The organism is Caulobacter sp. GW821-FHT10A10, from assembly GCF_059415745.1.
Map to the genome: position 1 here is coordinate 156507 of NZ_JBWKNV010000001.1, position 25282 is coordinate 181788.

Genomic DNA, 25282 nt, shown 5'->3' on the forward strand with positions numbered 1-25282 from the left:
CTTACCGTAGCTTCAGCGTGGCGAGGCCGACGAACGACAGCATCATGGCGACGATCCAGAAACGGACGACGACGGTGCTCTCGGCCCAGCCCAGCTTTTCGAAATGGTGATGGATCGGCGCCATCAGGAAGATGCGCTTGCCGGTCTTCTTGAAGTAGGCGACCTGGATCATCACGCTCAGGGCCTCGGCCACGAACAGGCCGCCGACGATGCCCAGAACCAGCTCGTGCTTGGCGCAGACGGCGATCGAACCCAGCGCGCCGCCAAGGGCCAGCGAGCCGGTGTCGCCCATGAAGATCTTGGCCGGCGGGGCGTTATACCAGAGGAAGCCCATGCCGCCGCCGATGATGGCGCCGCACAGCACCGCCAGCTCACCGACGCTCGGCACGAAGTGCAGGTTCAGATAGTCGGCGAACTTGTAGTTGCCGACGAGGTAGGCGATCAGGCCGAAGGTCGAGGCGGCGAACATCACCGGCACGATGGCCAGGCCGTCCAGGCCGTCGGTCAGGTTCACGGCGTTGGAGAAGCCCGCGATCGTGATCGCGGCGAAGGCCACGTAGAACCAGGACAGGTTGATCACCAGGTTCTTGAGGATCGGGAAGACCACCGAGGTCTCGAGCCCCGGCGTCATCGGCGACTTCGGCGCGAACAGGATCAGCACCACGGCGGCGATGATCGAGACGATGAACTGGGCGACCAGCTTCTGGCCGCTGCTAAGGCCGGCGGTCGTCTGCTTGGTGACCTTGGCGTAGTCGTCCATGAAGCCCAGCACGCCGAAGGCCGCGGTGATGCCCAGCACCACCCAGACGTGGACGTTGCGCAGGTCGGCGAACAGCAGCGAGCCGACGAACAGGCCGGCCAGGATCATGAAGCCGCCCATGGTGGGCGTGCCGGACTTCTCCAGCACGTGGCGCTCGATGCCATCGGTGCGGATCGGCTGGCCCTTGCCCTGCTTGGCCTTCATCCAGCGGATGAAGCGCGAGCCCATGGCCACGGCCACGATGTAGGCCGTCAGCATCGACATGCCGGTGCGGAAGGTCAGGTACTTCAGCAGGTTCAGGACCGGAACGTGCTCGTGACCGCCCCGCGAGAGCCATTCGTAGAGGAAATACAGCATCAGACTTGTTCCCGCCGGCCGAGCGCGGACAGGGCGGCGGCGATAGCGCCGGCCCGAGATCCGTTCGACCCCTTCACCATCACCACGTCGTTCGGCTCTACGGCCGCTACGATCTTTTGCGCCAGCTCGGGCGCGGCGTCCGCATAGCCGCCGCGGCGCGTCTCTGGAAGCGCGTTCCACAGCGACATCATTAACGGCCCGGCGCAGAACACCAGATCGATGTCGGCCTGGGCGATCGGCTCGGCCAGTTGCGCGTGGAAGCGCGGGCTGTCGGGGCCCAGCTCCAGCATGTCGGTCAGGGCGACGATGCGGCGCCCCTTGACCTTGCGCGCGCCCAGCGTCGCCAGGGCGGCCTGCATCGACACCGGATTGGCGTTGTAGCTCTCGTCCACCAGGGTAAACGCGCCGCCCTCGACGGCCACCGTCTGCTCAGCCCCGCGGCCTTCGATCGGCGCGAACTCGGCCAGGGCCGCCAGCGCCGTGGCGCGATCGACGCCGAGCGCCTCCAGCAGCAGCAGCACGCACAGGCTGTTGGGGCCCCAGTGCACGCCGGTCTGGCGGATCGGGAAGGAAACGGCCTCGCCGTCCAGCTCGGCGACGACGGTCGCGCCGGCGCCCTCGACCACGAAGTCGACGAGGCGGGCGCTGGTCCCGTCGCGGCCGAAGCTGCGCACCACGGCGCCGGCCTTCTCGGCTTCGGCCTTCAGCAGGTCGAACCACTGGTTGTCGGCGTTCAGCACGGCGATGCCGCCGGGCTCCAGCCCGTCGAAGATCTCGGCTTTCGCCTTGGCGACGCCGATCTCGCCCTCGGCGAAGTTCTCCAGGTGCACGGGGCCGACCGTGGTGATCGCCACCGCATGCGGGCGGATGAACTTCGACAGCGGGGTGATTTCGTCGGCGTGGTTCATGCCGACCTCGAACACCGCCCGCTGCGTGTCGCGCGGCATGCGAGCCAGGGTCAGGGGCACGCCGATGTGGTTGTTGTACGACTTCACCGAGGCGTGGGCCTTGCCGGCGCGGCGCAAACCGGCCTCGACGGCGCGGGTGACGCTGGTCTTGCCGACCGACCCGGTGACGGCGCCGCGACGAGCCTGCGGCGCTCGCTCGCGGGCGGCGACGCCCAGCGCTTCGAGGGCCGTGAAGGTGTCGGCGACGACGACGGCGGGCGTGGCGACCGATTGCGAGACCAGCGCGCCGGCCGCGCCCTTGGCGGCGGTCTGGGCGACGAACTCGTGGCCGTCGCGCACCCCGGCCAGGGCGACGAACAGGTCGCCCGGCTCGACCGTGCGGCTGTCGATCGACACGCCGGTCGCGGCGAAGTCGCCGGCGACGGTCCCGCCGGTCGCGGCGGCGATCTCTTCAGCGGTCCAGAGCGGCGCCTCAGGCATCGACGGCCTCCAGCGCGCTCAGGGTCTCGGCCACGTCGTCGAACGGATGGACGACGCCGGCGACGGTCTGGCCCTGCTCGTGACCCTTGCCGGCCACGACCAGCACGTCGCCGTCTTCCAGCAGGGCGACGCCCGCGCGGATGGCCTCGCGGCGGTCGCCGATCTCGCGCGCGCCCGGGGCGGCGGCGAGGATGGCGGCGCGGATGCTGGCCGGGTCTTCCGAACGCGGATTGTCGTCGGTGACGATGGCGACGTCGGCCAGGCGGGCGGCGATCTCGCCCATCTGCGGACGCTTGGTGCGGTCACGGTCGCCGCCGGCGCCGAACACGGCCACCAGCTTGCCACGCACGTGCGGGCGCAGGGCGTTGAGCACTGTCTCCAGGCCGTCGGGGGTGTGGGCGTAATCGACATAGGCCTCGCCCTTGCCGCGGCCCTTGCCGACGCGCTGCAGCCGGCCAGCCGCGCCTTCCAGCTTTTCCAAGGCGGCGAGCACGGCGTCCAGATCCTCGCCGGTGGCCAGCACCAAGCCAGCCGCGACCAGCACGTTCGACGCCTGGAAGTCGCCGGCCAGCGGCAGCTTCACTTCGAACTCGCGGTCCTGGGTGGCGATCTTCAGCAACTGGCCCCACGGGGTCGGCTCGCGCGACACCAGCTTCAGCCCCTGGCCTTGCGCGCCGACCGACAGGATGGTCTCGCCCGAGGTCACGGCGGCGGCGGCGAAGGCCGGGAAGGCGTCGCTGTCGGCGTTGAGCACGGCGGTCGCGCCGCGCGGCAGCAGGGCCTCGAACAGGCGCAGCTTGGCCGCCCGGTAGCAGCCCATGGTGCCGTGATAGTCCAGGTGATCCTGGGTGAAGTTGGTGAAGCCGGCGGCGCTGATCTTCAGCCCGTCCAGGCGGCGCTGGTCGATGCCGTGCGACGAGGCCTCGACGGCCAGGTGCGTCACGCCCATGGCGGCCAGCTTGGCGGCCATCTCGGCGACGTCGGCCGCGTCGGGCGTGGTCAGGCCCGGCGGGGTCAGCTGCTGGTCCGGAGCGCCCGGGGCGCTGACGACGACGCCCAGCGTGCCCATGCTGGCGGCGGTCTTGCCCAGCAGGGCGTAGATCTGGCGGGCGAAGCCGGCGACCGAGGTCTTGCCGTTGGTGCCGGTGACCGCGATCACCGTGGCCGGCTGGTCCGCCCAGAACTCGGCAGCGGCCAGGGCGTAGGCGCGGCGGATGTCGCCGGCGTGGGCCACGGGCACGGCAAGACCGGTCACGTCGTCGGGGGCCAGGACGGCAGCCGCGCCCGAAGCGATGGCGCCCGGAATGAAGCTGCGGCCGTCGACCTTGCTGCCCGGCAGGGCGGCGAACAGGAAGCCCTCACGCACCTTGCGGCTGTCGGCGGTGACGCCGGCGATGGCCGGGTCCGCGTCGAACGAGCGGTGCAGGATCTGTGAAAGCGTCTTGGTCAAAGTCCCGCCCCTGGCGTCGTGGCTTTCGGCTGTCCGCCGGCGATGGTGAGAAGGTCGGTGCGGCGCTGCACGCCGAGGAACGGCGCGATGCGGTCGATCACGCGGCCGGCGGCCGGCGCGGCGACCCAGCCGCCGGTCGAGAAGCCGAAGGTCTTGGGCGTGCCGTGCGGCTCGTCCATCAGGATCAGCACGAAGTAGCGGTCGGCCTCCATCGGCCCCTCGGTGGGGAACACCGCGGCGAAGGACGAGACCTGGCGCTGGTGGTTGTAGCCGCGGATCGAGGGGTCGTACTTCTCGCCGGTGCCGGTCTTGCCGCCGACGCTCAGCCCCTTGATGTCGGCCGACTTGCCGCTGCCGCCGGTGACGTTGGCGCGCATGATCTGCAGCATCTGCTGCGAAGTCTCTTCCGACAGCACCCGCGCGCCTTCCGGACGCACGCCCGGCTGCAGCTTGCGGATGGTCAGCGGCGGCACGGTGCCGCCGTTCAGCAGCGGGCCGAACGCCCTGGCCAGAGCAAGCGGGCTGACGTTCATGCCGTGACCGAACGAGGTGGAGGCCACCGCGTCGATGTCCCACTTCTTGGGGGTCAGGGGACGGGCCGACTCGCGCAGTTCAACCTTGGCCGGCTTGGTCAGGCCCAGATTGCCGTAATACTGGCTCAGGCGCTGAGCGCCGATGCCTTCGGCCAGGCGCGCGGTGCCGATGTTGGACGAGTGCTGGAACACCTCGACCAGGGTCAGGATCTTCCGGGCGGCGTGGTAGTCATGGATCGTCCGGTAACCCAGCTTGTAGGGCTCGCGGGCGTCGAAGGTCGAGCTCGGCGTGGCCACGCCGGTGTCGAGGCCGATGGCGACGGTGAACGCCTTGAAGGTCGAACCCATCTCGTAGACGGCGGCGGCCGCGCGGTTCAGCTTGGCGTCGTCGCTGGCCTTGCCCGGATCGTTCGGGTCGAAGTCCGGATAGCTGGCCAGGCCCAGGATCTCGCCGGTGTGGACGTTGGTGACGATGCCGACGGCGCCCTTGGGCTGAAACTCCAGAGCGGCCTTGCGCAGCTCGTCCTCAAGGGCGGCCTGGACACGCAGGTCGATCGACAGGGCGATCGGGGCCGCGCCCTCGCCCTTGGCGGCGGCCGTGTGGATGTCGTCGTTCAGGGCGCCCTCGGCCCCGGCCAGGCCCTTGCCGCCACCGTCTACGAAGCCGACGAAGTGCGCGGCCGACACGCCAAGCGGATAGACGCGGCGAGCCTGCTCCTCGAACTCCACGCCCGGCAGGCCCAGGTTGAAGATGGCGTCCTTCTGGGCCGGATCGAGACCGCCCAGCAGGAAGGCGCGGCGCTCGCCGAACACGGCCTTGTCCAGGCGCTTGCCCGGCACCTGCGGCAGGGCCTTGCCCAGGGCGGCGCGGGTGGCCTTGGCGTCCCAGACTTCCTTGGGATCGACGTAGAGGGCGTAGTGGGTCAGGTCGACGGCCAGCAGCTTGCCTTCGCGGTCGACGAGGTCGCCGCGCGCGCCCTCCATGGCCGCCAGATAGCCGCTGTTCTTGTTGGGATTGGAGAACACCGCCGCCCAGGTGGCGCCGATGGCCAGCACCATGAAGGCGCAGGCGAACAGGGCCAGGACGAAGAAGATGCGGATGCTGGTGTCGTCTTCCGGCTTGGCCGCGGCGCGCGAGCGCTCGAAGGCGTGCTCCAGACGCCAGACGCGTTCGACGACCCAGCGCCAGGCCGGGCCGCCGCCTTGCGGGACGAGGTTGGCGAGGCTCATCGCGGAGCCTCCTCGTCCGGCTGGTCGGTCGTGCCGTCGGGCGCGTCGGCGCCGGCCAGGGCCTCGCTCGGCGCGGGAGCCGGGGCCGCAGCGGACTTGGACGGCTTGGCAGGACGACGGGCGACGTCGATCAGGGCGTCTTCGCTGGTCTCGCGATCGGCTGCGATCGGAGCCAACTGCGCGGCCTGGGCCAGGGACTCGATGCGGCGCGGCTGCTCCAGGTGGGCGACCTCGGCCTGCAGCAGGCGGACCTGGACGCGCTCTTCCTCGATCTGGCGCTCGACCGAGGCGATCTCGGCGCGCTCGCGACCGGCGAAGGCTTTCGCCATGTAGACGCCCAGCACCAGGGTCAGCAGCACGCCCACGCCGACCAGATCGACGACGCGGAAGCCGCGCACGCGGCGATTGAAGGCCTCCGAGATCCTCATGCCGAGGCCTCCCAGACGGGGGCCTCGGTGCGGATCGCCGCGCGCAGCTTCGAGGAACGGGCGCGAGGATTGGCGGCCAGTTCGGCTTCGCCCGGCGCGATGGCCTTGGTCGAGATCAGCTGGAAGCTGGGCGGCGCGCCGGCGGCGGTCGGCGGCGCGTGGCGCGAGCCGCCCGGCGTGCGACCGGCGCGTTCGGCCAGGAAATTCTTGACGATGCGGTCTTCCAGCGAATGGAAGGTCACCACGGCCAGGCGGCCGCCCGGCTTCAGCGCGCGCTCGGCGGCGGCGAGGCCCGCTTCCAGTTCGCCCAGCTCGTCGTTGACGGCGATGCGCAAGCCTTGGAACGAGCGCGTGGCCGGATGCACCTTGGCGCCCTTGCGGCCGCCCAGAGCGCGCTCGATCACGGCCGCCAGGTCCAGCGTGCGGGTGAACGGCTCTTCGGCGCGACGCCGGACGATGAAGCTGGCCACGCGGCGCGAGGCGTGCTCCTCGCCGTAGACATAGAGGATGCGGGCCAGTTCGGTCTGGTCCAGGGTGTTGACGAGATCGGCAGCCGTGGGGCCGTCATCGCCCATGCGCATGTCCAGCGGACCGTCGCGCATGAAGGAGAAGCCGCGCTCGGCTTCGTCGAGCTGCATGGATGAGACGCCAAGATCCAGGGTTACGCCGTCGACCGACGCGTCCTGAAAATAGGCGCTGATTTGCGAGAAACGGTCCTGAATCAGCCGAAAGCGACCATCCGCCGCGGAAAGGTCGGCCGTGAAACGCTGCACCGTCGGATCGCGATCGAAGGCCGTGACGGAGGCCCCCGTCGCCATGATCGCGCGGGTGTAGCCGCCGGCGCCGAAGGTGCCGTCCAGCACCATGTCGCCCGGCTTGGCGTCGAGCGCCTGAACCACTTCGCCCAGCAGGACCGAGATGTGCGGGGCCGCGCTCATGCAGCGCCTCCCAGGCGCGCGACGCGCTGCTGGGCGCGCAGGGCGGCCAGGCCGTCGCGGGCCAGCTCGCGCTGGGCGGCGCGATGGGCCTGGAAGGCGTCGCGCGACCAGATCTGGAAGCGCTCGCCCAGGCCGACGATCGTCACGTCGTCGGTCAGGCCGAAGGTGTCGCACAGGACGTCGGGCAGGGTGATGCGGCCAGCGGTGTCGAACGACAGCTTGGCCATGCCGCCCAGGACGCTGGTCTCCAGGGCCGAACGCACCGGGTCGCCGAAGGGCAGCTCGTCGATCACCGACTGGTAGCGGTCGAACAGGGCCTTGCCGCCGGCTTCCAGGCAGTCGGCCTCGATGGAGGGGAAGCAGAAGATGCCGTCGAACGGGCCCGAGACGGCGGCGCGGAACTCCTGCGGCACAACGATGCGCCGCTTGCTGTCCAGCTGCTTCTCGAACGTCGAGAGGAACACCCCGCCAACCTCAAAAGCCGTCGCCCCGCCATGGATCGATCCGGCCCGAATGGGTTAACATGGGATGAACTGGGAAACAATGACACCAGAGGCCATTTCGTCAGGAATTCAAAGGCGCTAGCGGTAATATCAGACCGCATGAAATGGTTAATTTCGGAACATACAGACAACCCGATATTTATCCACAGACCCGCGCACAGACGCGGCCCATCCGGGCCCATTTCGGGGCCCGGGGAGTCGCTTGGGATTGCGGTGGAATTTATGGACCAGACGGCCTGTAAGCCGGGTTCTGTGCCGCCCCTGTGAACAGGGACGCGACGATCATTCCTCTTGGCCGCCCATTGCTGGACGGCTCTCGCGACCAACCCGGATCCTCTCGGCCAGTGACGACCTAGCCGGCGAACCGGCGCGGGATCCCTATTCGGTCTTGCTCCAGGCGGGGCTTGCCATGCCGTCCCTGTCGCCAGGTCCGCGGTGGGCTCTTACCCCACCCTTTCACCCTTCCCGCCCCGTAGGGAGGAGGTTTGCTTTCTGTGGCGCTTTCCCTGGGATCGCTCCCGGTGGGCGTTACCCACCGCCTTGTCACCGTGGAGCCCGGACTTTCCTCGATTCCCTTACGGGATACCGCGATCGCCCGGCCATCTGGTCCGCGCGCTGTTTGCGGCGCCGGGGCTGGAAGGTCAATGACCGATGCGCCGTGCGCGCCCTCCCTTCACCTCCCGTCATTCCCGCCACAAGGGCGGGAATGACGGGAGAAATGGGACAGGCCGAGCCTAGCCCGCGCCCCGCATCCACCCCGCCACCGGGTGATCGCCCAGCGCTTCGATCACGCCCGCCCGCTCGGCCTCGCGCTTGTTCTGGCCGAGCTTGAACGTGCCTTCCAGGCGCTCGACGTGCAGGCGCGCGCCGACGATGCCGCGCAGCAGAGCGTCGAACTTCGCGGGCGTCATCTTGTCCCGCGTCCAGATCGGCTTGGGCAGGAGGCGCGCCTCTTCCTGAGCCGACAGGTCGTCGAGCAGGACAATCGTCTCGGCCTCCGACAGCGGCGTGACGAAACCCTCGGCCTCGACGGAGACGTAGTTCCAGGTCGGGACCTGATCGTCTGTCCCGTACCAGTCGGGGCTGACATAGGCGTGCGGGCCCATGGCGACGGCGACGGCCGAGAAGCCGGTGACCACCGCGCCCGCCACGGCGTTCGCCCGCGACAGATGGAAGTCGAGGAAGAGGCCGTCGTCGCCCAGGTCGCGCACCACCACCGGGGCGTGGGCCGCGAACGGCCGGCCAGCGACGCTGGCGCACAGGGTGACGAACGAGTGCTCGGCGAGGAAGGCGAGCAGCCGCGCGCGATCCTCGAGGTGGAAAGCCTTGGCCGGATGCATCAGGCGCCCGCCGCGGCCCGCAGCAGGCCCACCAGCCGCGCCCGGGTCTCGCCGTCGGCGACGCCGTCGAAGCGGCTCTGCAGCCAATGGCGCTGGAAGGCGCCGACGACCGTCTCGGTCCACTCGTCGTACTCGCCCGACGGGGCGCAGTCGAAGCCCAGGCGGGTCAGGCCAGCCTGCAACGCGAAGACGCCCGTGCCCTGCTCGCCCCGGCCCAGCGGCGCGCCCGGCGAGGACGGCGGCTCGACCCACAGGCCATGGCCGCTTTCGGCCAGGCGCTTCCAGGGGAAGAGCTCGCCCGGATCGATCTTGCGGGCCGGCGCCACATCGGAATGGCCGATGATGCGGTCGTCGTCGATGGTCCAGCGCGAGCGGATATCGGCCAGCAGGTTGATCACCGCGGCGATCTGGACGTCGGGAAAGGCGCGATAGCCGAACTCGTGGCCCGGATTGACGATCTCGATGCCGATCGAGGACGAGTTGATGTCCTTGACGCCCTTCCAGAAGGCCGCGCCGGCGTGCCAGGCGCGACGCTCCTCGGCCACCAGGCGGAACACCCGACCGTCTTCTTCCACCACGTAGTGGGCGCTGACCTTGGCCTCGGGATCGCGCAGGCGCTCGATGGCCGCCTCGCCGCTCTCCATGCCGGTATAGTGCAGCACGACGGTGTCGGGCACGGCCTTGCGGGCGTCGAAATTGGGCGACGGGGCCTCGACGATGGTCATTGGGAGCGGTCCTTGAGAAGCATCAGCAGCGGCGTCACCTGGTTCCTGCGCAGGGCGACGATCAGCACGCCCGCGAGCGCCAGCGCCGCGCCGATCCCCATGCGCAGGTCGAAATGGTCGTGGGTGATGGCGACACCGAGCCCAATGGTCATCAGCGGGGTCATCAGGGTGAGCGGAGCGATCAGGTTGGCCTCGTAGCGCTGGATCAGGCCGTAATAGCCGGTGTGGGCGATCACCGACACCACCAGGGCCGAATAGGCGACGGCGGCGACGAACGGCCAGCCGGCCTCGAACGCCTTGGCCGAAGCGCCGGGCTCCATGGCGAAGCTGGCGGCGGCCAGGATCCACACCGAGGTGAAACCCACCCAGGCCTGCAGCTGCAAGGGCTTCACCCGCTCGATCTGCTTCATCATCACCGCGCCCAGCGACCCGGCCAGGGCCGAGGCCACGATCAGCCACAGGCCGACCGACAGCGAAAAGCCGTGCGGGTTCCAGATCACGATCAGCGCGCCGGCCAGGGTCAGGGCGATGCCGATTCCGCGCCGCCAGTGGATCTTCTCGCCCAGCATCAGCACCGACAGCAGGGTGGTGAAGGGTACGCCCGCCTGCACCACCACCGCCGCGGCCGACGGCGAGGCGGTCTTGAAGCCCATGAACAGCAAGGCGAAACCGCCCGCCCCCATCAGCACGCCCACGGCCAGCATGCGCCAGGCCGGACGCGGCGCCGGCAGCAGCCATGGCAGCGTCACCGCCGCGACCAGGCCGAACCGCACCGCCGCGTAGAACAGCGGCGGCACGCCCCAGTGGGCGACCACGATCTTGGAGACGATGTTGTTGCTGGCCCAGATCAGGCAGACCAGCACCAGAAGGCCGAAGTCACGCAAGGACATGCTCTCCGCATACTTGGCGAGCAGGACCATGCGCAATGAAAACCGACTCCGGTTTCGACGCCGCGATTGACGCAGCGTCCAAACGGACGTTTGCTGGTGAACATCGTTCACTTGAAGACAGCGTCCGGACCAACCGGACCGCCATACGGGGACGGAGACACTGATGACGGCCGAATACTTCGACGTCCTGATCGTGGGCGCGGGCCTGTCGGGGATCGGCGCAGCCCATCACCTGACGCGGCGTTGCCCGGGCAAGACCTACGCCATCCTCGAGGCTCGAGACGCCATCGGCGGCACCTGGGACCTGTTCCGCTATCCGGGCATCCGCTCGGACAGCGACATGTACACCCTGGGCTATTCCTTCAAGCCATGGCGCGAGGCGAAAGCCATCGCCGACGGCCCGTCGATCCTGAACTATGTGCGCGAGACCGCGACCGAAGCCGGCGTCAACGAACACATCCGCTTCCGCCACAAGGTGCGCCGCGCCGAATGGTGCAGCGAGACCGCCAGCTGGACCGTCGAGGCCGAGCGGCTCGATACCGGCGAGACGGTGAAGATCAGCTGCGGCTTCCTCTACATGTGCGCCGGCTACTACGCCTACGACGCCGGCTACACCCCCGACTTCGAGGGAACCGAGCGCTTCCAGGGCCGCATCGTCCACCCCCAGCACTGGCCCGAGGATCTCGACTACGCCGGCAAGCAGGTGGTGGTGATCGGCAGCGGCGCGACGGCGGTGACCATCGTGCCCGAGATGGCCAAGACCGCAGCCCATGTGACGATGCTGCAGCGCTCGCCGACCTATGTGGTCTCGCGGCCCGCCGAGGACGGCCTGGCCAACTGGATGCGCAAGCGCCTGCCCGCCATGACCGCCTACGGGATCACGCGCTGGAAGAACGTGCTGATCACCATGCTGTTCTTCAATCTCTCCCGGAAGAAGCCGGCCAAGGTGAAGCAGCAGTTGATCGATCTGGTCCGCGAGCAGCTGCCCAAGGACTACGACGTCGAGACCCACTTCACGCCGCGCTACAATCCCTGGGACCAGCGGCTGTGCCTGGTGCCCGACGCCGACCTGTTCGCGGCGATCGGCGCCGGCTCGGCCTCGGTGGTCACCGACCAGATCGAGACCTTCACCGAGGAGGGTCTTCTGCTGAAGTCGGGCCAGACCCTGCCCGCCGACATCGTCGTCACCGCCACGGGTCTGCGCATGCAGCTGATGAGCGGCATGGAGGTGGTCGTCGACGGCCGGTCCGTCGATCTGGCCAAGGGCTTCAGCTACAAGGGCATGATGTTCAGCGACGTGCCGAACCTGGCCTCGGCCTTCGGCTACACCAACGCCTCTTGGACGCTGAAGGCGGACCTGACCAGCGAATATGTCTGCCGCCTGCTGACCCACATGGACCGCGCCGGCGCCGACTGGTGCATGCCCCATCTCGACCAGCCGGACATGGAGGCCGTTCCCTGGCTCGACTTCTCGTCGGGCTACGTCCAGCGGGCCATGGACAAGTTCCCCAAGCAGGGGACCAAGACGCCGTGGAAGGTGCACCAGAACTACGCCCTGGACCTGGCCGCCCTGAGGCTGGGCAAGCTGGAGGACGGGGTGATGCGGTTCGGGCGGCGCAAGGCCAAGGCGGCGGCGTAGGTCCCGAACGCCTCCCACGACAAAACCCGCCTCCCTCGCCCTTGTGGCGAGGGCCCATGCCAGCGACCGCTCAGACCTTGATCGTTCTTGAAAGGTCTGAGCAGGCGGAACGCTGGATCCTGGGCACAAGGCCCAGGAAGGCGGCCTTATGTTGCAAGGTCGCCCCTCATCCCGGAACCCAAGGCCCAGCTTGCCGTTCCTGATCAGCGTTCATCAGCCTATGATGGGCGATCAGCAGGATGCGGGGGTGCGATGCGCGCGACTTTGACGACGATGGCGGTCCTGGGCGCGGCGGCGTTCATGGCCACAGGCTGCGCGACCGCCCAGCCGAGCTATCCGGCCAAGGCGCCGACCACCGCCACGGCCAGCAAGCCGCCCCCTCCGCCCGCCAAGGACTCCGACGGCGACGGCCGGCCCGACGGCTGGCGCGAGAAGTCGATGGAGATCGGCACCCAGCCGGTGCGCGACGTCGGCCTGTCGAAGAAGAAGATCCCGCCGGTGCTGGAGGAGGCCTTGGCCGATCCCTACAGCCTCAAGGGTCTGAAGAGCTGCGCCAAGCTGACGGTCGAGATCGAGCGCCTGAACGAGGTGCTGGGCCCCGACTACAAGACCGACAACGAGTACAAGGAAAACCGCGCCGGCAAGCTGGCCGAGGCCGGCGGCAAGACGCTGATCAACTCGATCATCCCGTTCCGCAGCCTGGTGCGCGAGATTTCCGGCGCGGCGCCCGCCGACCGCCACCTCGAAGCCCTCGGCGACGCGGGCCTGGCCCGCCGCGGCTTCCTGCGCGGGGTGCACCAGAAGCAGGGCTGCAAGCAGCGGTTCTAAGATCCCTCTCCCCTTGCGGGAGAGGGTGGCCTCCGACGGAGGTCGGGTGAGGGGTCTCTCAGAAATGAAACGCCGCGACAGCTGATCAGCCGTCGCGGCGTTTTCGTTCGTGCAACCCCTCATCCGTCGGTCTTCGACCGCCACCTTCTCCCGCAAGGGGAGAAGGATTTAGGTCAGCCGATACCCCTCCGCCTCGATCACCGGCGGCAAGTCCTCGCGCCCCAGCGAGAACAGCAGGTCGCGCTCCACCGTGCGCACCATGGCGTCGAGCGGCAGGTCGTTGTCCTCCAGGCCGAACGGGTCCTCCAGCTGGTCGCCCAGGGCGTCGAGGCCGAAGAAGGTGTAGCCGGTCAGCAGCACCAGCACCGGCGTCCACCAGCCCAGGGCGTGGGCCAGGGCGAACGGCAGCATCAGACAGAACACGTGCGCCGTCCGGTGCAGCATGAGCGAGTAGGAGAAAGGCGGCGGCGTGGTCTTGATCCGCTCGCAGCCGCCCTGCACGTGCCCCAGCTCGGTCAGCTGGACCTCCAGGACCGACAGGTGGATCGGCGTCAGCAGCCCCTCGCCCTGCAGCCGGGCGCAGTCGGCGCCGACGGCGGCCAGGATCGCATCGGTCGGATTGGGAGCGGCGGCCAGGGCCGGCAGGTCGCGCCAGCGCGTGATCGCAGCCTGTTCGTCGCCGTCCCTCAGGCGCGCGGCCAGCCCGCCGGCGAAGGCGGCCAGGCCCAGGAGCAGGGGTTCGCGCGCCGGCTGGGGCAGGCCTTGCGTCTGCCGGGCGAAATTGCGGGCGGCGATGATCAGCTGCCCCCACAGCTTCCGCGCCTCCCACCAGCGGTCGTAGCAGGCGTTGTTCCGGAAGCTCATGAAGATCGACAGCGACAGGCCGATCAGGGTGAACGGCACGGCGCTCAAGCGCTCCAGCGCCGCCGGCCAGCGCTGGGCCACCAGCACGGCCGCGACCGACATCAGGAGCAGCACCACCAGCCGCCCCGCGATCCTGGGCAGGATCGAGCCGCGCAGGGCGAAGGCGATTTCGAAAAGGCCGGCGCGACGTCCGACGATCATGATCCGGCTCCGTCGTACAAGAGCTGCGCAATCCTTCTTCCCGTCATTCCCGCCCTTGTGGCGGGAATGACGGGCAAAAGAGGGACCCCTACCCCTTCCGCACCACGAACCGCAGCGCCGTGTGGGTGGCCGAGAAGCCGCAGACCTTGGTGTCCGACAGGCCCACGCCGCGAGCCGCGCCCAGGACGTCGGTGTCTTTCAGCGGCGCGCTCTTGCCCTTCTGGGAGACGATCCAGATCGCGCCCTTCTCGGCCAGCACGCCCTGAATGTCTTCCAGCCGGTCCAGCTCGGCCAGGTCGTCGGCGGCCAGGAACAGCAGGTCGACCTCTTCGAAGTCTTCCGCCGTGCCGGTTTCGACCTCGACCCGGCCGGCCAGTTCCTCGAGGAACGCCTCGTCGTCGACGCCGTCGACCACCACCTTCATGCCCGGCTTCACACCCAGCTTGTCGAGGCGCGAAGGCGGATTGAGGATGGCGTGCACCCACTTGTCCGCCTGGCCCGGATCGAGGGTGAAGCGCGTGCCGTCGCTGAGCACGATGTCGTCGCCCTCGGTGCGAATCCCGCGCAGGGCGTGGCCCTGGTAGATGCCGCGCACCGCTCCGCGGAAGATCAGCTTGGGCGGCTCCCACAGGAGCTTGCCGTCGCTTTCGCCGTCGCTGAGCTGGCCCCAGGCCCGCGCCTCCTTGCCCATGATCAGGCGCCCCGGAACGTGGGCTGGCGCTTTTCGAGAATGGCGTCGACGCCTTCCATGTGGTCCTCGGTGTGGTGGGCGATGGCCTGAGCGGCGGCGCTCATCTCCATCAGGGTGTCGTAGCTCGCCGTCTGGCCGTGCTTGAGCAGACTCTTGGCCATGCGCAAGGCGTGCGGCGGCTGCTGGGCGATCCGTTCGGCGAGCGCGAGGGCCTCGCCCATCAGGTCGCCCGAGGGCACGGCGCGGCTGATCAGGCCCCACTCGGCCGCCTTGGCCGCGTCGATGACGTCGCCGGTGAACAGCAGTTCGGCCGCTCGGCTCATGCCGACGGTGCGCGGCATCAGCCAGGCGCCGCCGTCGCCGGGGATCAGGCCGAGCTTCAGGAAGGTCACCCCGAACTTGGCCGTGTCGGCGGCGATGCGGATGTCGGTCATGCAGGCCACGTCGCAGCCCAGGCCGATGGCCGCGCCGTTGACCGCCGCGATCGACGGGACCTCCAGGCCGTAGATGGCCCGCACGATGCGGTGGATGTTCTTGCGGTAGCCGTCGCGCACGGCCACGCCGTTGCCGCCGAAGGCGCCCTCGCGGGCCTTCATCGCCTTGACGTCGCCGCCGGCCGAGAAGGCCTTGCCGGCGCCCGTCAGGATCACGCAGCGGATCTGCTGGTCGTCGTTGATCGCCTCGCAGGCGGCCGCCACCTGGTCGCCGTCGCCCGGCGCGCCCAGGGCGTTCAGCGCCTCGGGGCGGTTGAGGGTGAGGATGGCGACGTGGCCGCGCTTTTCGGTGAGGACGAGGGGCTGGGACGACATGGGGTTTGGGCGCTCCTGCGATGTTTTCTGTTTTCCGTTTGAATAGAGGCTTTCGGCTCGCGAGGGAAACCGCCCCCAGCGGCTCTCGCGGAACGGGCGGCGCCATCACGCGCCCGTGAGGGTTCGTGCGTGCAGAGACACATTTCTGAAAACCCAAGCGCGAATTCGATTGGCGCAGCCTGAAAGTTCGGGTTGTAGTCTTGTCAGGGACGACAGCGGATTGGCGTAAGTGCAGTGACAAGGTCCCAAGGCCACGCGCTCATTATCGAGGACGAGATCCTCATCGCCCTCGAGGTCGAGGCGCTTCTCGCCGCCCAGGGCTATTCAAGCTTCGACATCGCCGACAGCCCGCAGGAAGCGCTCAGTTGCGCCCTGGCCCGCGCGCCCGACCTGATCACCGCCGATTTCCGCATCATCGGCGGCACGGGACTGGAGGCGGTCGAGGCCATCGAGGCCAAGCTGGGCCGCATCCCGACGGTGTTCGTCACCGGCAACGCCGACCAGCTGGCCAACGCCCGCCGCGCCATCGTCGACAAGCCGATCTCGCCCCGGCGCCTGGCCGAGGCCTGCCAGCAGGCCCTCGACAGCCGGGCCTGACGAGCCGGGTTACGCCTGCTAGCTTCCCTCTCGGATATGGGGAGGACGGCGGATGGCGATCATCGACACGCTCGAGGCGCTGGAGGCGATCTACAGCCCCGCCCCGGTTCCGGCCTCGACGGTCAAGGTCAGCGACCGGCTCACCCCGCACTATCGCGCGCTCGTCGAAGCCTCGCCGTTCCTGGCCCTGGCCACGGTGGGACCCGAGGGCCTGGATTGCAGCCCGCGCGGCGACGCCCACGGCCTGGTGACCATCGCCGACGACCGCACGCTGGTCCTGCCCGACCGCCGCGGCAACAACCGCATCGACAGCCTGCGCAACATCGTCCGCGACCCGCGCGTGGCCCTGCTGTTCCTGATCCCCGGCTCGGGCACCACCTTCCGCGTCAACGGCCGGGCCGTGATCAGCGTCGAGCCGGCGCTCCTGGAAAGCCTGACGGTCGAGGGCAAGGCGCCGCGTACGGCCCTGATCGTCACGATCGAGGAGTGCTATTTCCAATGCGCCCGGGCGGTGATGCGCTCGGGGCTGTGGAAGGCCGAGAGCCAGGTCGACCCGAAGACCATCCCGAGCGCCGGGGCCATGCTGGCGGCGGTGACCGAAGGCGAGGTCGGCGGCCCAGCCTACGACGAGGCCTGGCCCGCAAGGGCGGCGGCGACGATGTGGTGAAATCCTTCTCCCCTTGCGGGAGAAGGTGTCGGCGAAAGCCGACGGATGAGGGGTCGCCCCCACGAAAAACGCCGCGGCAGCTGATCGGCTGTCGCGGCGTCTTGCTTCTGAGAGACCCCTCACCCGACCTCCTTCGGAGGCCACCCTCTCCCGCAAGGGGAGAGGGATCAGGATCAGCCCTTCGTCGTCTTCACATAGCGATCCACCACCTCGCCCAGCACGGTCAGCGGCGTGCCGCCGGTCGAGACCACGGCGTCGTTGAAGTCGCGCAGGTCGAAGCGCGGACCCAGCGCCGCCTTGGCCTTTTCGCGCAGGCGCAGGATCTCGGTGTGCCCGATCTTGTAGGCGCAGGCCTGGCCGGGGCTGGCGCAGTAGCGGTCGACCTCGCTGACCATGGCCGGCTTGGCGCGGCCGGTGGTCGAGGTCATGAACTCCACCGCCTGGTCGCGGGTCCAGCGCTTGTGGTGCAGGCCGGTGTCGACCACCAGGCGGGCGGCGCGGAACTGCTGGGCCTGCAGGTAGCCCAGCTGGCCCAGCGGGTCGCCCTCGTAGTAGCCGGCCTCGTCGGCGATCTGCTCGGCATACAGCGCCCAGCCCTCGACGAAGGCGCCGAAGCCCATCAGCGAGCTGATCGTCGGGATCTGGCTGGCCCGCTCGGCCAGGTACGCGCCCTGCCAGGCGTGGCCGGGAATGGCCTCGTGGGTGGTCAGGGTCGGCAGGCTGAACTTGGGCCAATTGCCCATGTTTTTCAGGTTGATGTAGTAGATCGCCGGGCGCGAGCCGTCGAGCGAAGCGAAATTCATATAGCCTTGCGGCGCGCCGTCCTGGATTTCCTTCGGCACCGCCTTGACCATCACGTCGGCCTTCAGGCCCAGGCGCGAGAGCTTGGGCATCAGCAGGCGGATGGCGGCGATGCGGTCGTTGAGATAGGCCAGCAGGTCGGCGCGGCCCGCGTCGGTGTCGGGATAGAGATAGCGCGGATCCTTGGTCAGGGCGGTGACCCGCTCGCCGACCGTGCCCTGCGTCAGGCCCTGGCCTTTCAGCAGCACGTCCATGCGGGCGGCGATCTCGCGGCCCTGCTCCAGGCCCAGGGCGTGGATCTCCTCGGCGCCCATGGTCGTGGTGGTGTTGTAGCGCAGGCCCCAGCCGTAATAGGCCTCGCCCTGCGGCAGCTTCCAGACGCCGGCCTTGTCGTCGGCCTTGTCGCGCGCGGCCTTCAAGGCGGCGATCTGGCGGTCGAGGGCCGGATAGACCTCGCCCTCGATGATCTTCGTCGCATCGCCCGCGCGGTCGGCCAAGCCCTTGGCCTTGGCGCGCTCGGCCAACGAGCCGACCATGCGGCTGTCGGCGGCCTTCTGGGCGCGCATCTCGGTCAGCTGGCCAATGGCGTTGTCGAGGATGAAGCTCGGCGGGATGACGCCGGCGCCGACGTCCTCGGCGATGCGGCCGTTCTCCTGGTCGACCACCTTGGCGAAGGCGGCCAGGCGCGAGACATAGGCGTCGACGTCGGCGGCGGTCTCGATACCGTGCTGCGAGTTCAGGAACTCCGGCACGAAGGAATAGGCCCCGCCCTGCTGGCTGACGACATAGGGGTTGGCGAAGTCGCCGCCGTAGCTGAAGGCCGCGCCCTCGGCGCCGATCTTCTGAGCCGCCAGCACGGTGTCGCGGATCGTCAGGTCGTGCGGGTTGAGGGTCTTGGGGTCGATGGCGGCGATGCGCCCCGCGCGATCGGCATAGGCGGCGACCTGGGCGCGACGGCCGGCGGTCGAGCTGTCCGACAGCTTGGCCTTCAGCCCCGCGCGGGCGCCCTTGTCGAGGCCCAGGCCCGTGGCCGCCTCGGGCTGGTCGATCAGCATCTCGTCGACGAAGGCGTCGAGCAGCTTGGCCAGCTTCGGATCGGTGATCGGCCCCTTGGCGGGCGTCGCGGCGAAAGCCGGCAGGCCGGAAGCAGCGGCGCCGGCGGCGGCCGAGAGAAGAAGATGACGACGGGACAGGCGCATGGACGCGGCTCGCTGAAAGGGGCTTTCGAGCGGCCGTAGGCGCGGACCTTCCCCCGCTCAACGGCCCTCGACGGGCGGGAGAAGATCATTCCCCCGTCGCCGTGAAAAGCAGCAAGCTTGGACTTAATTCGGGCAGAAACGCAGACGGCCTCGCTCATGAAGCGAGGCCGTCGCAAAACACATCAGGATAAGACCTGCGAGACCTCAGTCGTCGCGGTGAACCCGCTCGCGACGCTCGTGACGCTCCTGGGCCTCGAGGCTCAGGGTGGCGGTCGGACGCGCGTCCAGACGGGCCAGGCCGATGGGCTCGCCGGTCTCTTCGCAGTAGCCGTAGCTGCCGTCTTCGACGCGGCGCAACGCCTGGTCGATCTTGGAGATCAACTTCCGCTGCCGGTCGCGGGTCCGAAGTTCCAGCGCCCGGTCGGTTTCCGACGACGCCCGGTCGGCGAGGTCGGCATGGTTCTCAGTTTCGGTCTGGAGATGGGAGACCGTTTCGCGAGATTCGCGAAGGATTTCCTCTTTCCAGGTCAGCAGCTTCTGTTTGAAATACTCGAGCTGCCGCTCATTCATGAACGGCTCGTCCTCGGAAGGACGATACGTATTCGGTTCCTTAAGAACAGTGGCCGTCTGCATCAACGCCTCACGCCCCGATGAACTCCGCCCTCAGCGGGCGGTGTGCTTATACCAAAACGATAGCCCCGTTCAATGAACGTCGCATGAGCGGTGCATTCAGGCGCGCGCGCCTGCCTGACACGGCGGCGACGCTGCACGGGGGCGACGAGCTTCGCCGCGCCGGCCGGGGCAATAAAATCGCGGGAATGGGGTCGAGGTTCCATCCCGCCGCTCCTCACGCGCCTTGCGCCACGGAGAGCTTGGCCTCTTCGACGGCCGCGCGGGTCTCGATCTCGTTGAGCAGGCTCTGCAGCTTCGGATCGTCGACGCTCTCGCGATGCTCACGGACGGCGCGCTTGAGCTTGTCGATGGTGCTGGAGGAGACCTCCCCGTCCAGCACGGCGATCTTCAGGCCGTCGAGAATGTCCAGGATGTCGTCGGCCCGGCGGATGGCGCGACGCTTGCGCTCCATCGGGTCCATGTTGGCCTGCAGGGCCAGCAGGGCGTCCAGAGAGCCCACGCCGGCCAGGCCGCCGGCCGCGGCCGTCCCGGCCACGCCGCTGGCGCCGCCGACGCTGGGCAGGGCGAAGTTCGACCCGCCGCCCGCCGGCCGCGCGCGTGATGCGCCAGCCGCGCCCACGCCTCCCGAGCTCGAAACCTTCATGACGACCGTCGCTCCAAAGCTGGTCTCGTACGCCTACATATAGGGAGTCGGGCTCCCCGATGAGAGCCCATATTCGAGATCGGCGCTTGCGGTATGGTTAATGCCGGGCAGAATCTGCCGGACAGGATTGTCGCAGGCGTTTTTGCCCGCCCTTTTCGTTGATTTTCCTCATCTTTTCCGTTGGCCCGGTTCTGGCATGGGCCGCGACGGAATTGCGTCTTCGATGTGGAAATCCATGCGTCGTTCATTTTTCAGCTCCGTTCTCGCCGGCCTGGCCCTCGCGGCCATGACCGTCGTCGCCGGTCCCGCCGCCGCCAAGTCGCGGATCAAGGACATCGTCTCGTTCGAGGGCGTGCGTGAGAACCACCTGATCGGCTACGGCATCGTCGTCGGCCTCAACGGCACGGGCGACAGCCTGCGCAACGCGCCGATGACCAAGCAGAGCATGGAATCGCTGCTCGAGCGCCAGGGCGTCAACGTCCGCGACGCCAACCTCAACGCCAAGAACGCGGCGGCCGTCATGGTCACCGCCAAGCTGCCCGCCTTCGCCGGCGCCGGCTCGAAGATCGACGTCTCGGTCTCGGCCATGGGCGACGCCAAGAGCCTGCAAGGCGGCACGCTGATGGTCACCGCGCTGCAAGGCGCCGACGGCCAGACCTACGCCGTCGCCCAAGGCCAGGTGCAGACCGGCGCCGTCTCGGCCGGCGGCGCCTCGGGCAGCTCGATCAGCCGGGGCGTCCCGACCGCCGGCCGCATCGCCGCCGGCGCCGACGTCGAGCGCGAGACCGGCTTCCAGATGGTGGCCATGAGCGAGCTGCGCATGACCCTGCGCAACCCCGACTTCACCACCGCCCGCCGCATCGCCGACGCCATCAACATCAAGTTCCCCAGCTGCGCCCAGGCCCAGAACCCCACCGTCGTGGCGATCCGCTCGCCGAACGGCATGGACATGATCAGCTTCATCACCGCCATAGAGAACCTGGAAGTCGAGCCCGACGGCCCGGCCAAGGTGATCATCGACGAGGTCAACGGCGTGGTGGTGATGGGCGACGACGTCCGCATCAGCCAGGTGGCGATCGCCCAGGGCAACCTGACCATCTCGGTCCAGGAGACCCCGGCCGTCAGCCAGCCGGCCCCGTTCAGCCAGGGCCAGACCAAGGTCGTTCCGCAGTCGACGATCAACATCGACGAGGAAAAGGGCAAGAAGCTGATCACGCTGGGCGGCGGCGCGTCGCTGAAGAGCCTGGTCGGCGGCCTCAACGCCCTGGGCGTCACCCCGCGCGACATGATCACCATCCTGCAGGCCGTGAAGGCCGCGGGCGCCCTGCAAGCCGACATCGAGGTGATGTGATGAGCGCCCTCTCCTCCGCCGCCAGCGCCGTCGACGCCTATTCGGCCATCTCCGGAACCGGCGCGACCTCGGCCACCGAACTGGCCAAGCGCGGCAAGATCAAGGAAACGGCCCAGAAGTTCGAGGCCTCGTTCCTGTCGTCGATGATGCAGTCGATGTTCGAGGGCGTGAAGACCCCCGAACCGTTCGGCGGCGGCCAGGGCGAGGAGATGTTCCGCTCGCTGCTGACCGACGCCATGGCCAAGGAAGTGTCCAAGGCCGGCGGCGTCGGCATCGCCGCCTCGGTCCAACGCGAAATGCTCAAGATGCAAGGCCTGCAGGAGGTCGCCCAATGATGAGTCCAGCCGACGAGCGCGTCGAACAGCTGATCATCCTGACCGAGCGCCTGACCGACCTGATCGCCAAGCAGGCCACCGCCTTCGAGGCCCGTCGCCCGCACGAGGCCGCCCGCCACGTCGAGGAGACGGCCAAGCTCGCCAACATCTACCGCCATGAGTCGGCGCGGGTGCGCGGCAACGTCGCCGTCGTCCAGGCCGCCACGCCCGAGCGCCGCATGCGCCTGGTGCGCGCCACCGAGGCCTTCGACGCCGTTCTGGCCCGCCAGTCGCGCGCCATCGCCGCGGCCAAGACCGTCACCGAGGGCCTGGTCCGCGCCGTCGCCAACGAAATCGCCGCCCAGCGCCCGCAAGCCGCCGGCTACGGCCCCAGCGCCCACGGCTCGGCCTACAACAACAGCGCCACCGCGATCACGCTGAACCAGCGGGCTTAGCCAAAGACCCTCCCCCTGAAGGGGGAGGTGTCGGCGAAGCCGACGGAGGGGGATGTGGCTTGTGAGCCAGCAACCGCCTCGACGTCAGCAGTATCTTCCCCCTCCGACCCTCCGGGCCACCTCCCCCTTCAGGGGGAGGGCCTCGAAAACTACTCCACCCCCGCCACGGCCAGCAGGGCGGCGAGACCCACCTGCATGCCCTTGAGGCTTTCGCCCTTCTCGACGTCGATCCATTCGTCCAGGGCGTGGGCGCGGCCGCCCTTGCCGCCGGAGCCGATGGTCACGGCCGGGATCCCCAGGCTCATCGGCAGGTTGGCGTCGGTCGAGGAGGCCTCATGGGTGGGGGTGAAGCCCAGGGCCGAGGCCGCCGCGGCCGTCGCCGTGACGATCGCCGCCTTCGGATCCGTGCCGCCGGCCGGACGCTCGCCGATCACCTTGGCCTCGTAGGAGACCTCGCCCGGCTTGGTCGAGCGGGCCGCGTTCTCGCCGGCCACGGCCTTGTCGAGGATGGCCACCAGCGTCCTGTCCAGCTTGGCCAGTTCGTCGGCGCTCTCCGAGCGCATGTCGAACTCCATGAAGATCGAGTTGGGGATCGAGTTCACCGAGGTGCCGCCGCCGACCACGCTGGCCGAATAGGTGGTCTTGGGATCGGCCGGCGGCTTGACCGCATAGAGGTCGACCACCGACTGGGCCATGGCCGTCATCGGGTTGACCACGCCGAACGCGCCGTAGCTGTGGCCGCCCGGGCCCTTGAAGGTGACGCGATAGCGCTTGGAGCCGACGCCGCGATCGACGATGCGCGACGGATCCGAGCCGTCCATCGAGAAGAAGGCCCCGATCCGGCCCTGATATTTGCCCTTGGTGAAGAGGTGGCGCACCCCGCGCAGGTCGCCAGGCCCCTCCTCCCCGACATTGCCGACGAACAGGATGTCGGACCTGGTCTTGATCCTGGCCACGTCCAGCGCCCGCACATAGGCCAGCAGCACGGCCAGCGAGCGGGTGTCGTCGCCGATGCCGGGGGCCGACAGCTTCGTGCCCTCGCGCTTGACCTTCACCTCGGTGCCTTCGGGGAAGACGGTGTCGAGGTGAGCGGCGATGACCACGAACGGACCCTTGCCCTTGGTCGCCGTCCCGGGCCGCACGCCCATGACGTTGCCCTCGGCGTCCATCTCGACGTCGGTCAGGCCGACGGCCTTGAGCATCTCCAGATAGGCCTTGGCGCGCTTTTCCTCCTTGAAGGGCGGCGCGGGGATTTCGGTCAGGGTGACGATGTCGGCGACGGTGCGGTCATAGTCAGCGTCGAGCTGCTGGACGGCGGCCTTGAAGCCGGCCCCGCCGACGATCTTCTGCACGGCCTTGACCGAGGTGTCGGTCTTCTCGGCGGCATCGGCCTCGGGGCCGTAGAGCGCGCCGGCGGCGAACAGCGAGGCGGCGAACAACAGCGAACGCGACATCGAACGCGACATCGAACGCGACAGGCGGCGCATGGGCGAGGCTCCGATTCTTGCAGTCCGCCGACCAGAGCGACCGCGCCCGCCGATTGGCAATCCACAATTGGCGGAACGGCGGCTCCCAAAAACACCGAGCTCCAAAAACGCCGGACCTCTGGACGAACCGATCTCGCCACCCGACATTGACCTATCGTCAAGGAGATCGGTCATGGCCAAAGCTAAAGTCGCATCCGCGCTCGCGGGCCTGGGTCTCCTGCTGCTCGCCGCCCCAGCCCTCGCCCAGGCGCCGGCCGCTCAAGGGACGGGTCCTCTGGGCGTCGGCGGCAAGTGGATGCTCGACCTGCCGCGCTCGCACTTCAACGAGGCCCTGACCGGCGCCGCGCCGCTGAGCGGCGAGCTCGACATCACCAAGGACGACGGCAAGTTCATCGCCTGGACCCTGGTCGAGGAGGACGACGAGGGCGTGGCCGCCATCCAGTTCGCCGACGCGGGCCTCGACGGCTCGCCGACGCGGGCCGTGGTCAACTTCAACTTCGTGACCCTCAGCGTCGAGCGCACGGGCCAGTCCAGCGTGGCGGTGATGACCCACGGCGAGACCGGCCGCCGCCAGACCATGCGCGTGGCCCTGTCGGCTCCCGACACCCTGCTGGTCGAGCAGGACGTCGACGGCAAACCCGGCCCGCCGGACCAGACGCTGATCTTCGTTCGGAAGAAGTAGCTGGAGAACCTCCCCCTCTGGGGGAGGCGGCCGAAGGCCGGTGGGGGGACGTTTTCAACTTCCGGGGCAGTGGCCGACCTTGCAACCACTCCCCCCACCGATCGCTTCGCGATCACCTCCCCCACAGGGGGAGGTTCCTCGGATCATCAATCCGCGTGAACGCGGTCCACGCGCGGGGCGAACATGTAGCCGGCGTGGCGGACCGTGCGGACCATCTGGGCCCCGCCCTCGGCGCGGCGCAGCTTGCTGCGCAGGCGGCTGATGGTGACGTTGATCTGCTGCGGCGGGGCCTTGCTGCGAGCCTCGGGCGGGCCCTGCTGCAGCTGGTCGCGGGTCAGGATCTGCTGGGGCTTGGAGACCAGGGTCCACAGCACCAGGAACTCGGCCGACGACAGGTTCACCGACTCACCGCGCGGATCGAACAGCTCGTGGGTGGCGACGTTCAGGCGCCAGCCGCTGAACTGATAGACCGGCGGGGCGGCGATCGGCTCGGGCGCGCGATAGGCCTGGCGGCGGCGGACCGCGGCGCGGATGCGGGCGGCCGTCTCGCGCGGGCGGAACGGCTTGGCGATGTAGTCGTCGACGCCCATCTCCAGGCCGACCACCACGTCGCTCTCGTCGTCGACGGCGCTGACCACCACCACGCCCGGAGCGGGGTTGAGGCGGCGCAGACGGGCGCAGACCGAGAGGCCGGCCTCGTCGGGCAGCAGGATGTCCATCACGACCAGTTCGATCTGGGTGCGGCCGAGGATCTGGTCCATCTCGCGGGCCGAGGCGGCCTCGAGCACTTCCAGGTCGAACCGGCCCAGCAGGGCGGTGATGGCGGCGCGGGAGTCGATATCGGGATCGACGATGAGCAGGCGGGGTCTCACGGGCGTT

26 protein-coding genes and 1 other RNA gene are annotated in these 25282 nt (G+C 69.0%); 8 read left to right on the forward strand and 19 right to left on the reverse strand.

Translation table 11 applies throughout. The annotated features are described in order from the left end of the window. Position 1: 1 nt before the first annotated feature. From mraY to AC07NS_RS00875, 11 genes are all read right to left on the reverse strand, one after another. Positions 2–1117 carry a phospho-N-acetylmuramoyl-pentapeptide-transferase gene (gene mraY / locus AC07NS_RS00825; protein ID WP_494600733.1) on the reverse strand — a complete coding sequence of 372 codons (1116 nt, stop codon included), beginning with the start codon at positions 1115–1117 and terminating at the stop codon, positions 2–4. After that, entirely contained in the window at positions 1117–2505 is a 1389-nt protein-coding gene (locus AC07NS_RS00830; RefSeq protein WP_494600735.1) for a UDP-N-acetylmuramoyl-tripeptide--D-alanyl-D-alanine ligase, read from the reverse strand. Before AC07NS_RS00830 ends, mraY begins: the two co-directional genes overlap by 1 nt. Continuing rightward, a complete protein-coding gene (locus tag AC07NS_RS00835) occupies positions 2498–3955 on the reverse strand; it encodes a UDP-N-acetylmuramoyl-L-alanyl-D-glutamate--2,6-diaminopimelate ligase (RefSeq protein ID WP_494600737.1) in 1458 nt (485 codons plus the stop codon). Before AC07NS_RS00835 ends, AC07NS_RS00830 begins: the two co-directional genes overlap by 8 nt. Further along, the gene (locus AC07NS_RS00840) at positions 3952–5718 is read right to left on the reverse strand and encodes a peptidoglycan D,D-transpeptidase FtsI family protein (RefSeq protein ID WP_494600739.1); all 1767 of its coding nucleotides are present in this window, start codon (positions 5716–5718) and stop codon (positions 3952–3954) included. Before AC07NS_RS00840 ends, AC07NS_RS00835 begins: the two co-directional genes overlap by 4 nt. After that, positions 5715–6146 (reverse strand): cell division protein FtsL, encoded by a 432-nt coding sequence (gene ftsL, locus AC07NS_RS00845; RefSeq protein WP_494600741.1) that lies wholly within the window; start codon positions 6144–6146, stop codon positions 5715–5717. Before ftsL ends, AC07NS_RS00840 begins: the two co-directional genes overlap by 4 nt. After that, the gene (gene rsmH, locus AC07NS_RS00850; RefSeq protein WP_494600742.1) at positions 6143–7084 is read right to left on the reverse strand and encodes a 16S rRNA (cytosine(1402)-N(4))-methyltransferase RsmH; all 942 of its coding nucleotides are present in this window, start codon (positions 7082–7084) and stop codon (positions 6143–6145) included. The genes ftsL and rsmH overlap by 4 nt, the downstream gene beginning before the upstream one ends. Beyond that, positions 7081–7548, reverse strand: a complete 468-nt coding sequence (locus AC07NS_RS00855; protein ID WP_492853616.1) for a division/cell wall cluster transcriptional repressor MraZ — start codon at positions 7546–7548, stop codon at positions 7081–7083. Before AC07NS_RS00855 ends, rsmH begins: the two co-directional genes overlap by 4 nt. A gap of 262 nt (positions 7549–7810) precedes the next feature. Continuing rightward, positions 7811–8194: RNase P RNA component class A (gene rnpB / locus AC07NS_RS00860), an RNA gene on the reverse strand. 127 nt (positions 8195–8321) lie between these two features. Further along, complete coding sequence (locus AC07NS_RS00865; RefSeq protein WP_494600744.1) at positions 8322–8927, reverse strand: FMN-binding negative transcriptional regulator; 606 nt, start codon at positions 8925–8927, stop codon at positions 8322–8324. Further along, entirely contained in the window at positions 8927–9652 is a 726-nt protein-coding gene (locus tag AC07NS_RS00870; protein WP_494600746.1) for an N-acetylmuramoyl-L-alanine amidase, read from the reverse strand. Before AC07NS_RS00870 ends, AC07NS_RS00865 begins: the two co-directional genes overlap by 1 nt. Further along, positions 9649–10542 carry a DMT family transporter gene (locus AC07NS_RS00875; RefSeq protein ID WP_494600748.1) on the reverse strand — a complete coding sequence of 298 codons (894 nt, stop codon included), beginning with the start codon at positions 10540–10542 and terminating at the stop codon, positions 9649–9651. The genes AC07NS_RS00870 and AC07NS_RS00875 overlap by 4 nt, the downstream gene beginning before the upstream one ends. Before the next feature lie 163 nt (positions 10543–10705). Here AC07NS_RS00875 and AC07NS_RS00880 point away from each other — a divergent pair, with 163 nt between their 5' ends. After that, positions 10706–12181 (forward strand): flavin-containing monooxygenase, encoded by a 1476-nt coding sequence (locus AC07NS_RS00880; RefSeq protein WP_494600750.1) that lies wholly within the window; start codon positions 10706–10708, stop codon positions 12179–12181. A 252-nt stretch (positions 12182–12433) separates the two neighbouring features. Continuing rightward, entirely contained in the window at positions 12434–13009 is a 576-nt protein-coding gene (locus AC07NS_RS00885; protein WP_494600752.1) for a hypothetical protein, read from the forward strand. A gap of 168 nt (positions 13010–13177) precedes the next feature. Here the strand turns inward: AC07NS_RS00885 and AC07NS_RS00890 are convergent, their stop codons facing one another. From AC07NS_RS00890 to AC07NS_RS00900, 3 genes are all read right to left on the reverse strand, one after another. After that, positions 13178–14074 (reverse strand): bestrophin family protein, encoded by an 897-nt coding sequence (locus AC07NS_RS00890; RefSeq protein WP_494600754.1) that lies wholly within the window; start codon positions 14072–14074, stop codon positions 13178–13180. 88 nt (positions 14075–14162) lie between these two features. Beyond that, on the reverse strand, positions 14163–14765 hold the full coding sequence (locus AC07NS_RS00895; RefSeq protein WP_494600755.1) for a DUF3052 family protein: 603 nt from the start codon (positions 14763–14765) through the stop codon (positions 14163–14165). 2 nt (positions 14766–14767) lie between these two features. Next, the gene (locus AC07NS_RS00900; RefSeq protein ID WP_494600757.1) at positions 14768–15574 is read right to left on the reverse strand and encodes a crotonase/enoyl-CoA hydratase family protein; all 807 of its coding nucleotides are present in this window, start codon (positions 15572–15574) and stop codon (positions 14768–14770) included. A gap of 234 nt (positions 15575–15808) precedes the next feature. Here AC07NS_RS00900 and AC07NS_RS00905 point away from each other — a divergent pair, with 234 nt between their 5' ends. Both AC07NS_RS00905 and AC07NS_RS00910 read left to right on the forward strand, forming a co-directional pair. After that, positions 15809–16171 carry a response regulator gene (locus AC07NS_RS00905; protein WP_233245331.1) on the forward strand — a complete coding sequence of 121 codons (363 nt, stop codon included), beginning with the start codon at positions 15809–15811 and terminating at the stop codon, positions 16169–16171. Positions 16172–16223: 52 nt separating this feature from the next. Then, positions 16224–16838 (forward strand): pyridoxamine 5'-phosphate oxidase family protein, encoded by a 615-nt coding sequence (locus AC07NS_RS00910; RefSeq protein ID WP_494600758.1) that lies wholly within the window; start codon positions 16224–16226, stop codon positions 16836–16838. Positions 16839–17011: 173 nt separating this feature from the next. On the opposite strand, the gene AC07NS_RS00915 is transcribed toward AC07NS_RS00910, so the two are convergent. From AC07NS_RS00915 to fliX, 3 genes are all read right to left on the reverse strand, one after another. Next, on the reverse strand, positions 17012–18838 hold the full coding sequence (locus tag AC07NS_RS00915) for a DUF885 domain-containing protein (RefSeq protein ID WP_494600760.1): 1827 nt from the start codon (positions 18836–18838) through the stop codon (positions 17012–17014). A gap of 204 nt (positions 18839–19042) precedes the next feature. After that, positions 19043–19471 (reverse strand): RNA polymerase-binding protein DksA, encoded by a 429-nt coding sequence (gene dksA, locus AC07NS_RS00920; protein ID WP_110121381.1) that lies wholly within the window; start codon positions 19469–19471, stop codon positions 19043–19045. A gap of 214 nt (positions 19472–19685) precedes the next feature. Beyond that, entirely contained in the window at positions 19686–20114 is a 429-nt protein-coding gene (gene fliX, locus AC07NS_RS00925) for a flagellar assembly regulator FliX (RefSeq protein ID WP_110133270.1), read from the reverse strand. 235 nt (positions 20115–20349) lie between these two features. Between fliX and AC07NS_RS00930 the strand changes: the two genes are divergently transcribed. The 3 genes from AC07NS_RS00930 to AC07NS_RS00940 are packed head-to-tail and all read left to right on the forward strand — an operon-like array spanning position 20350 to position 22234. Beyond that, positions 20350–21465, forward strand: coding sequence for a flagellar basal body P-ring protein FlgI (locus AC07NS_RS00930; protein ID WP_494595303.1), 1116 nt, complete (start codon positions 20350–20352; stop codon positions 21463–21465). Continuing rightward, positions 21465–21800, forward strand: a complete 336-nt coding sequence (locus tag AC07NS_RS00935; protein ID WP_494600762.1) for a rod-binding protein — start codon at positions 21465–21467, stop codon at positions 21798–21800. The genes AC07NS_RS00930 and AC07NS_RS00935 overlap by 1 nt, the downstream gene beginning before the upstream one ends. Next, a complete protein-coding gene (locus AC07NS_RS00940) occupies positions 21797–22234 on the forward strand; it encodes a flagellar basal body protein (RefSeq protein WP_494600763.1) in 438 nt (145 codons plus the stop codon). The genes AC07NS_RS00935 and AC07NS_RS00940 overlap by 4 nt, the downstream gene beginning before the upstream one ends. Before the next feature lie 149 nt (positions 22235–22383). Here AC07NS_RS00940 and AC07NS_RS00945 read toward each other — a convergent pair whose 3' ends face one another. After that, positions 22384–23700 carry a M20/M25/M40 family metallo-hydrolase gene (locus AC07NS_RS00945; protein WP_494601836.1) on the reverse strand — a complete coding sequence of 439 codons (1317 nt, stop codon included), beginning with the start codon at positions 23698–23700 and terminating at the stop codon, positions 22384–22386. A gap of 193 nt (positions 23701–23893) precedes the next feature. Between AC07NS_RS00945 and AC07NS_RS00950 the strand changes: the two genes are divergently transcribed. Then, positions 23894–24403, forward strand: coding sequence for a hypothetical protein (locus AC07NS_RS00950; RefSeq protein WP_494600764.1), 510 nt, complete (start codon positions 23894–23896; stop codon positions 24401–24403). A 146-nt stretch (positions 24404–24549) separates the two neighbouring features. Here AC07NS_RS00950 and AC07NS_RS00955 read toward each other — a convergent pair whose 3' ends face one another. Then, positions 24550–25275 (reverse strand): response regulator, encoded by a 726-nt coding sequence (locus AC07NS_RS00955; RefSeq protein WP_494600765.1) that lies wholly within the window; start codon positions 25273–25275, stop codon positions 24550–24552. Positions 25276–25282 lie beyond the last annotated feature (7 nt).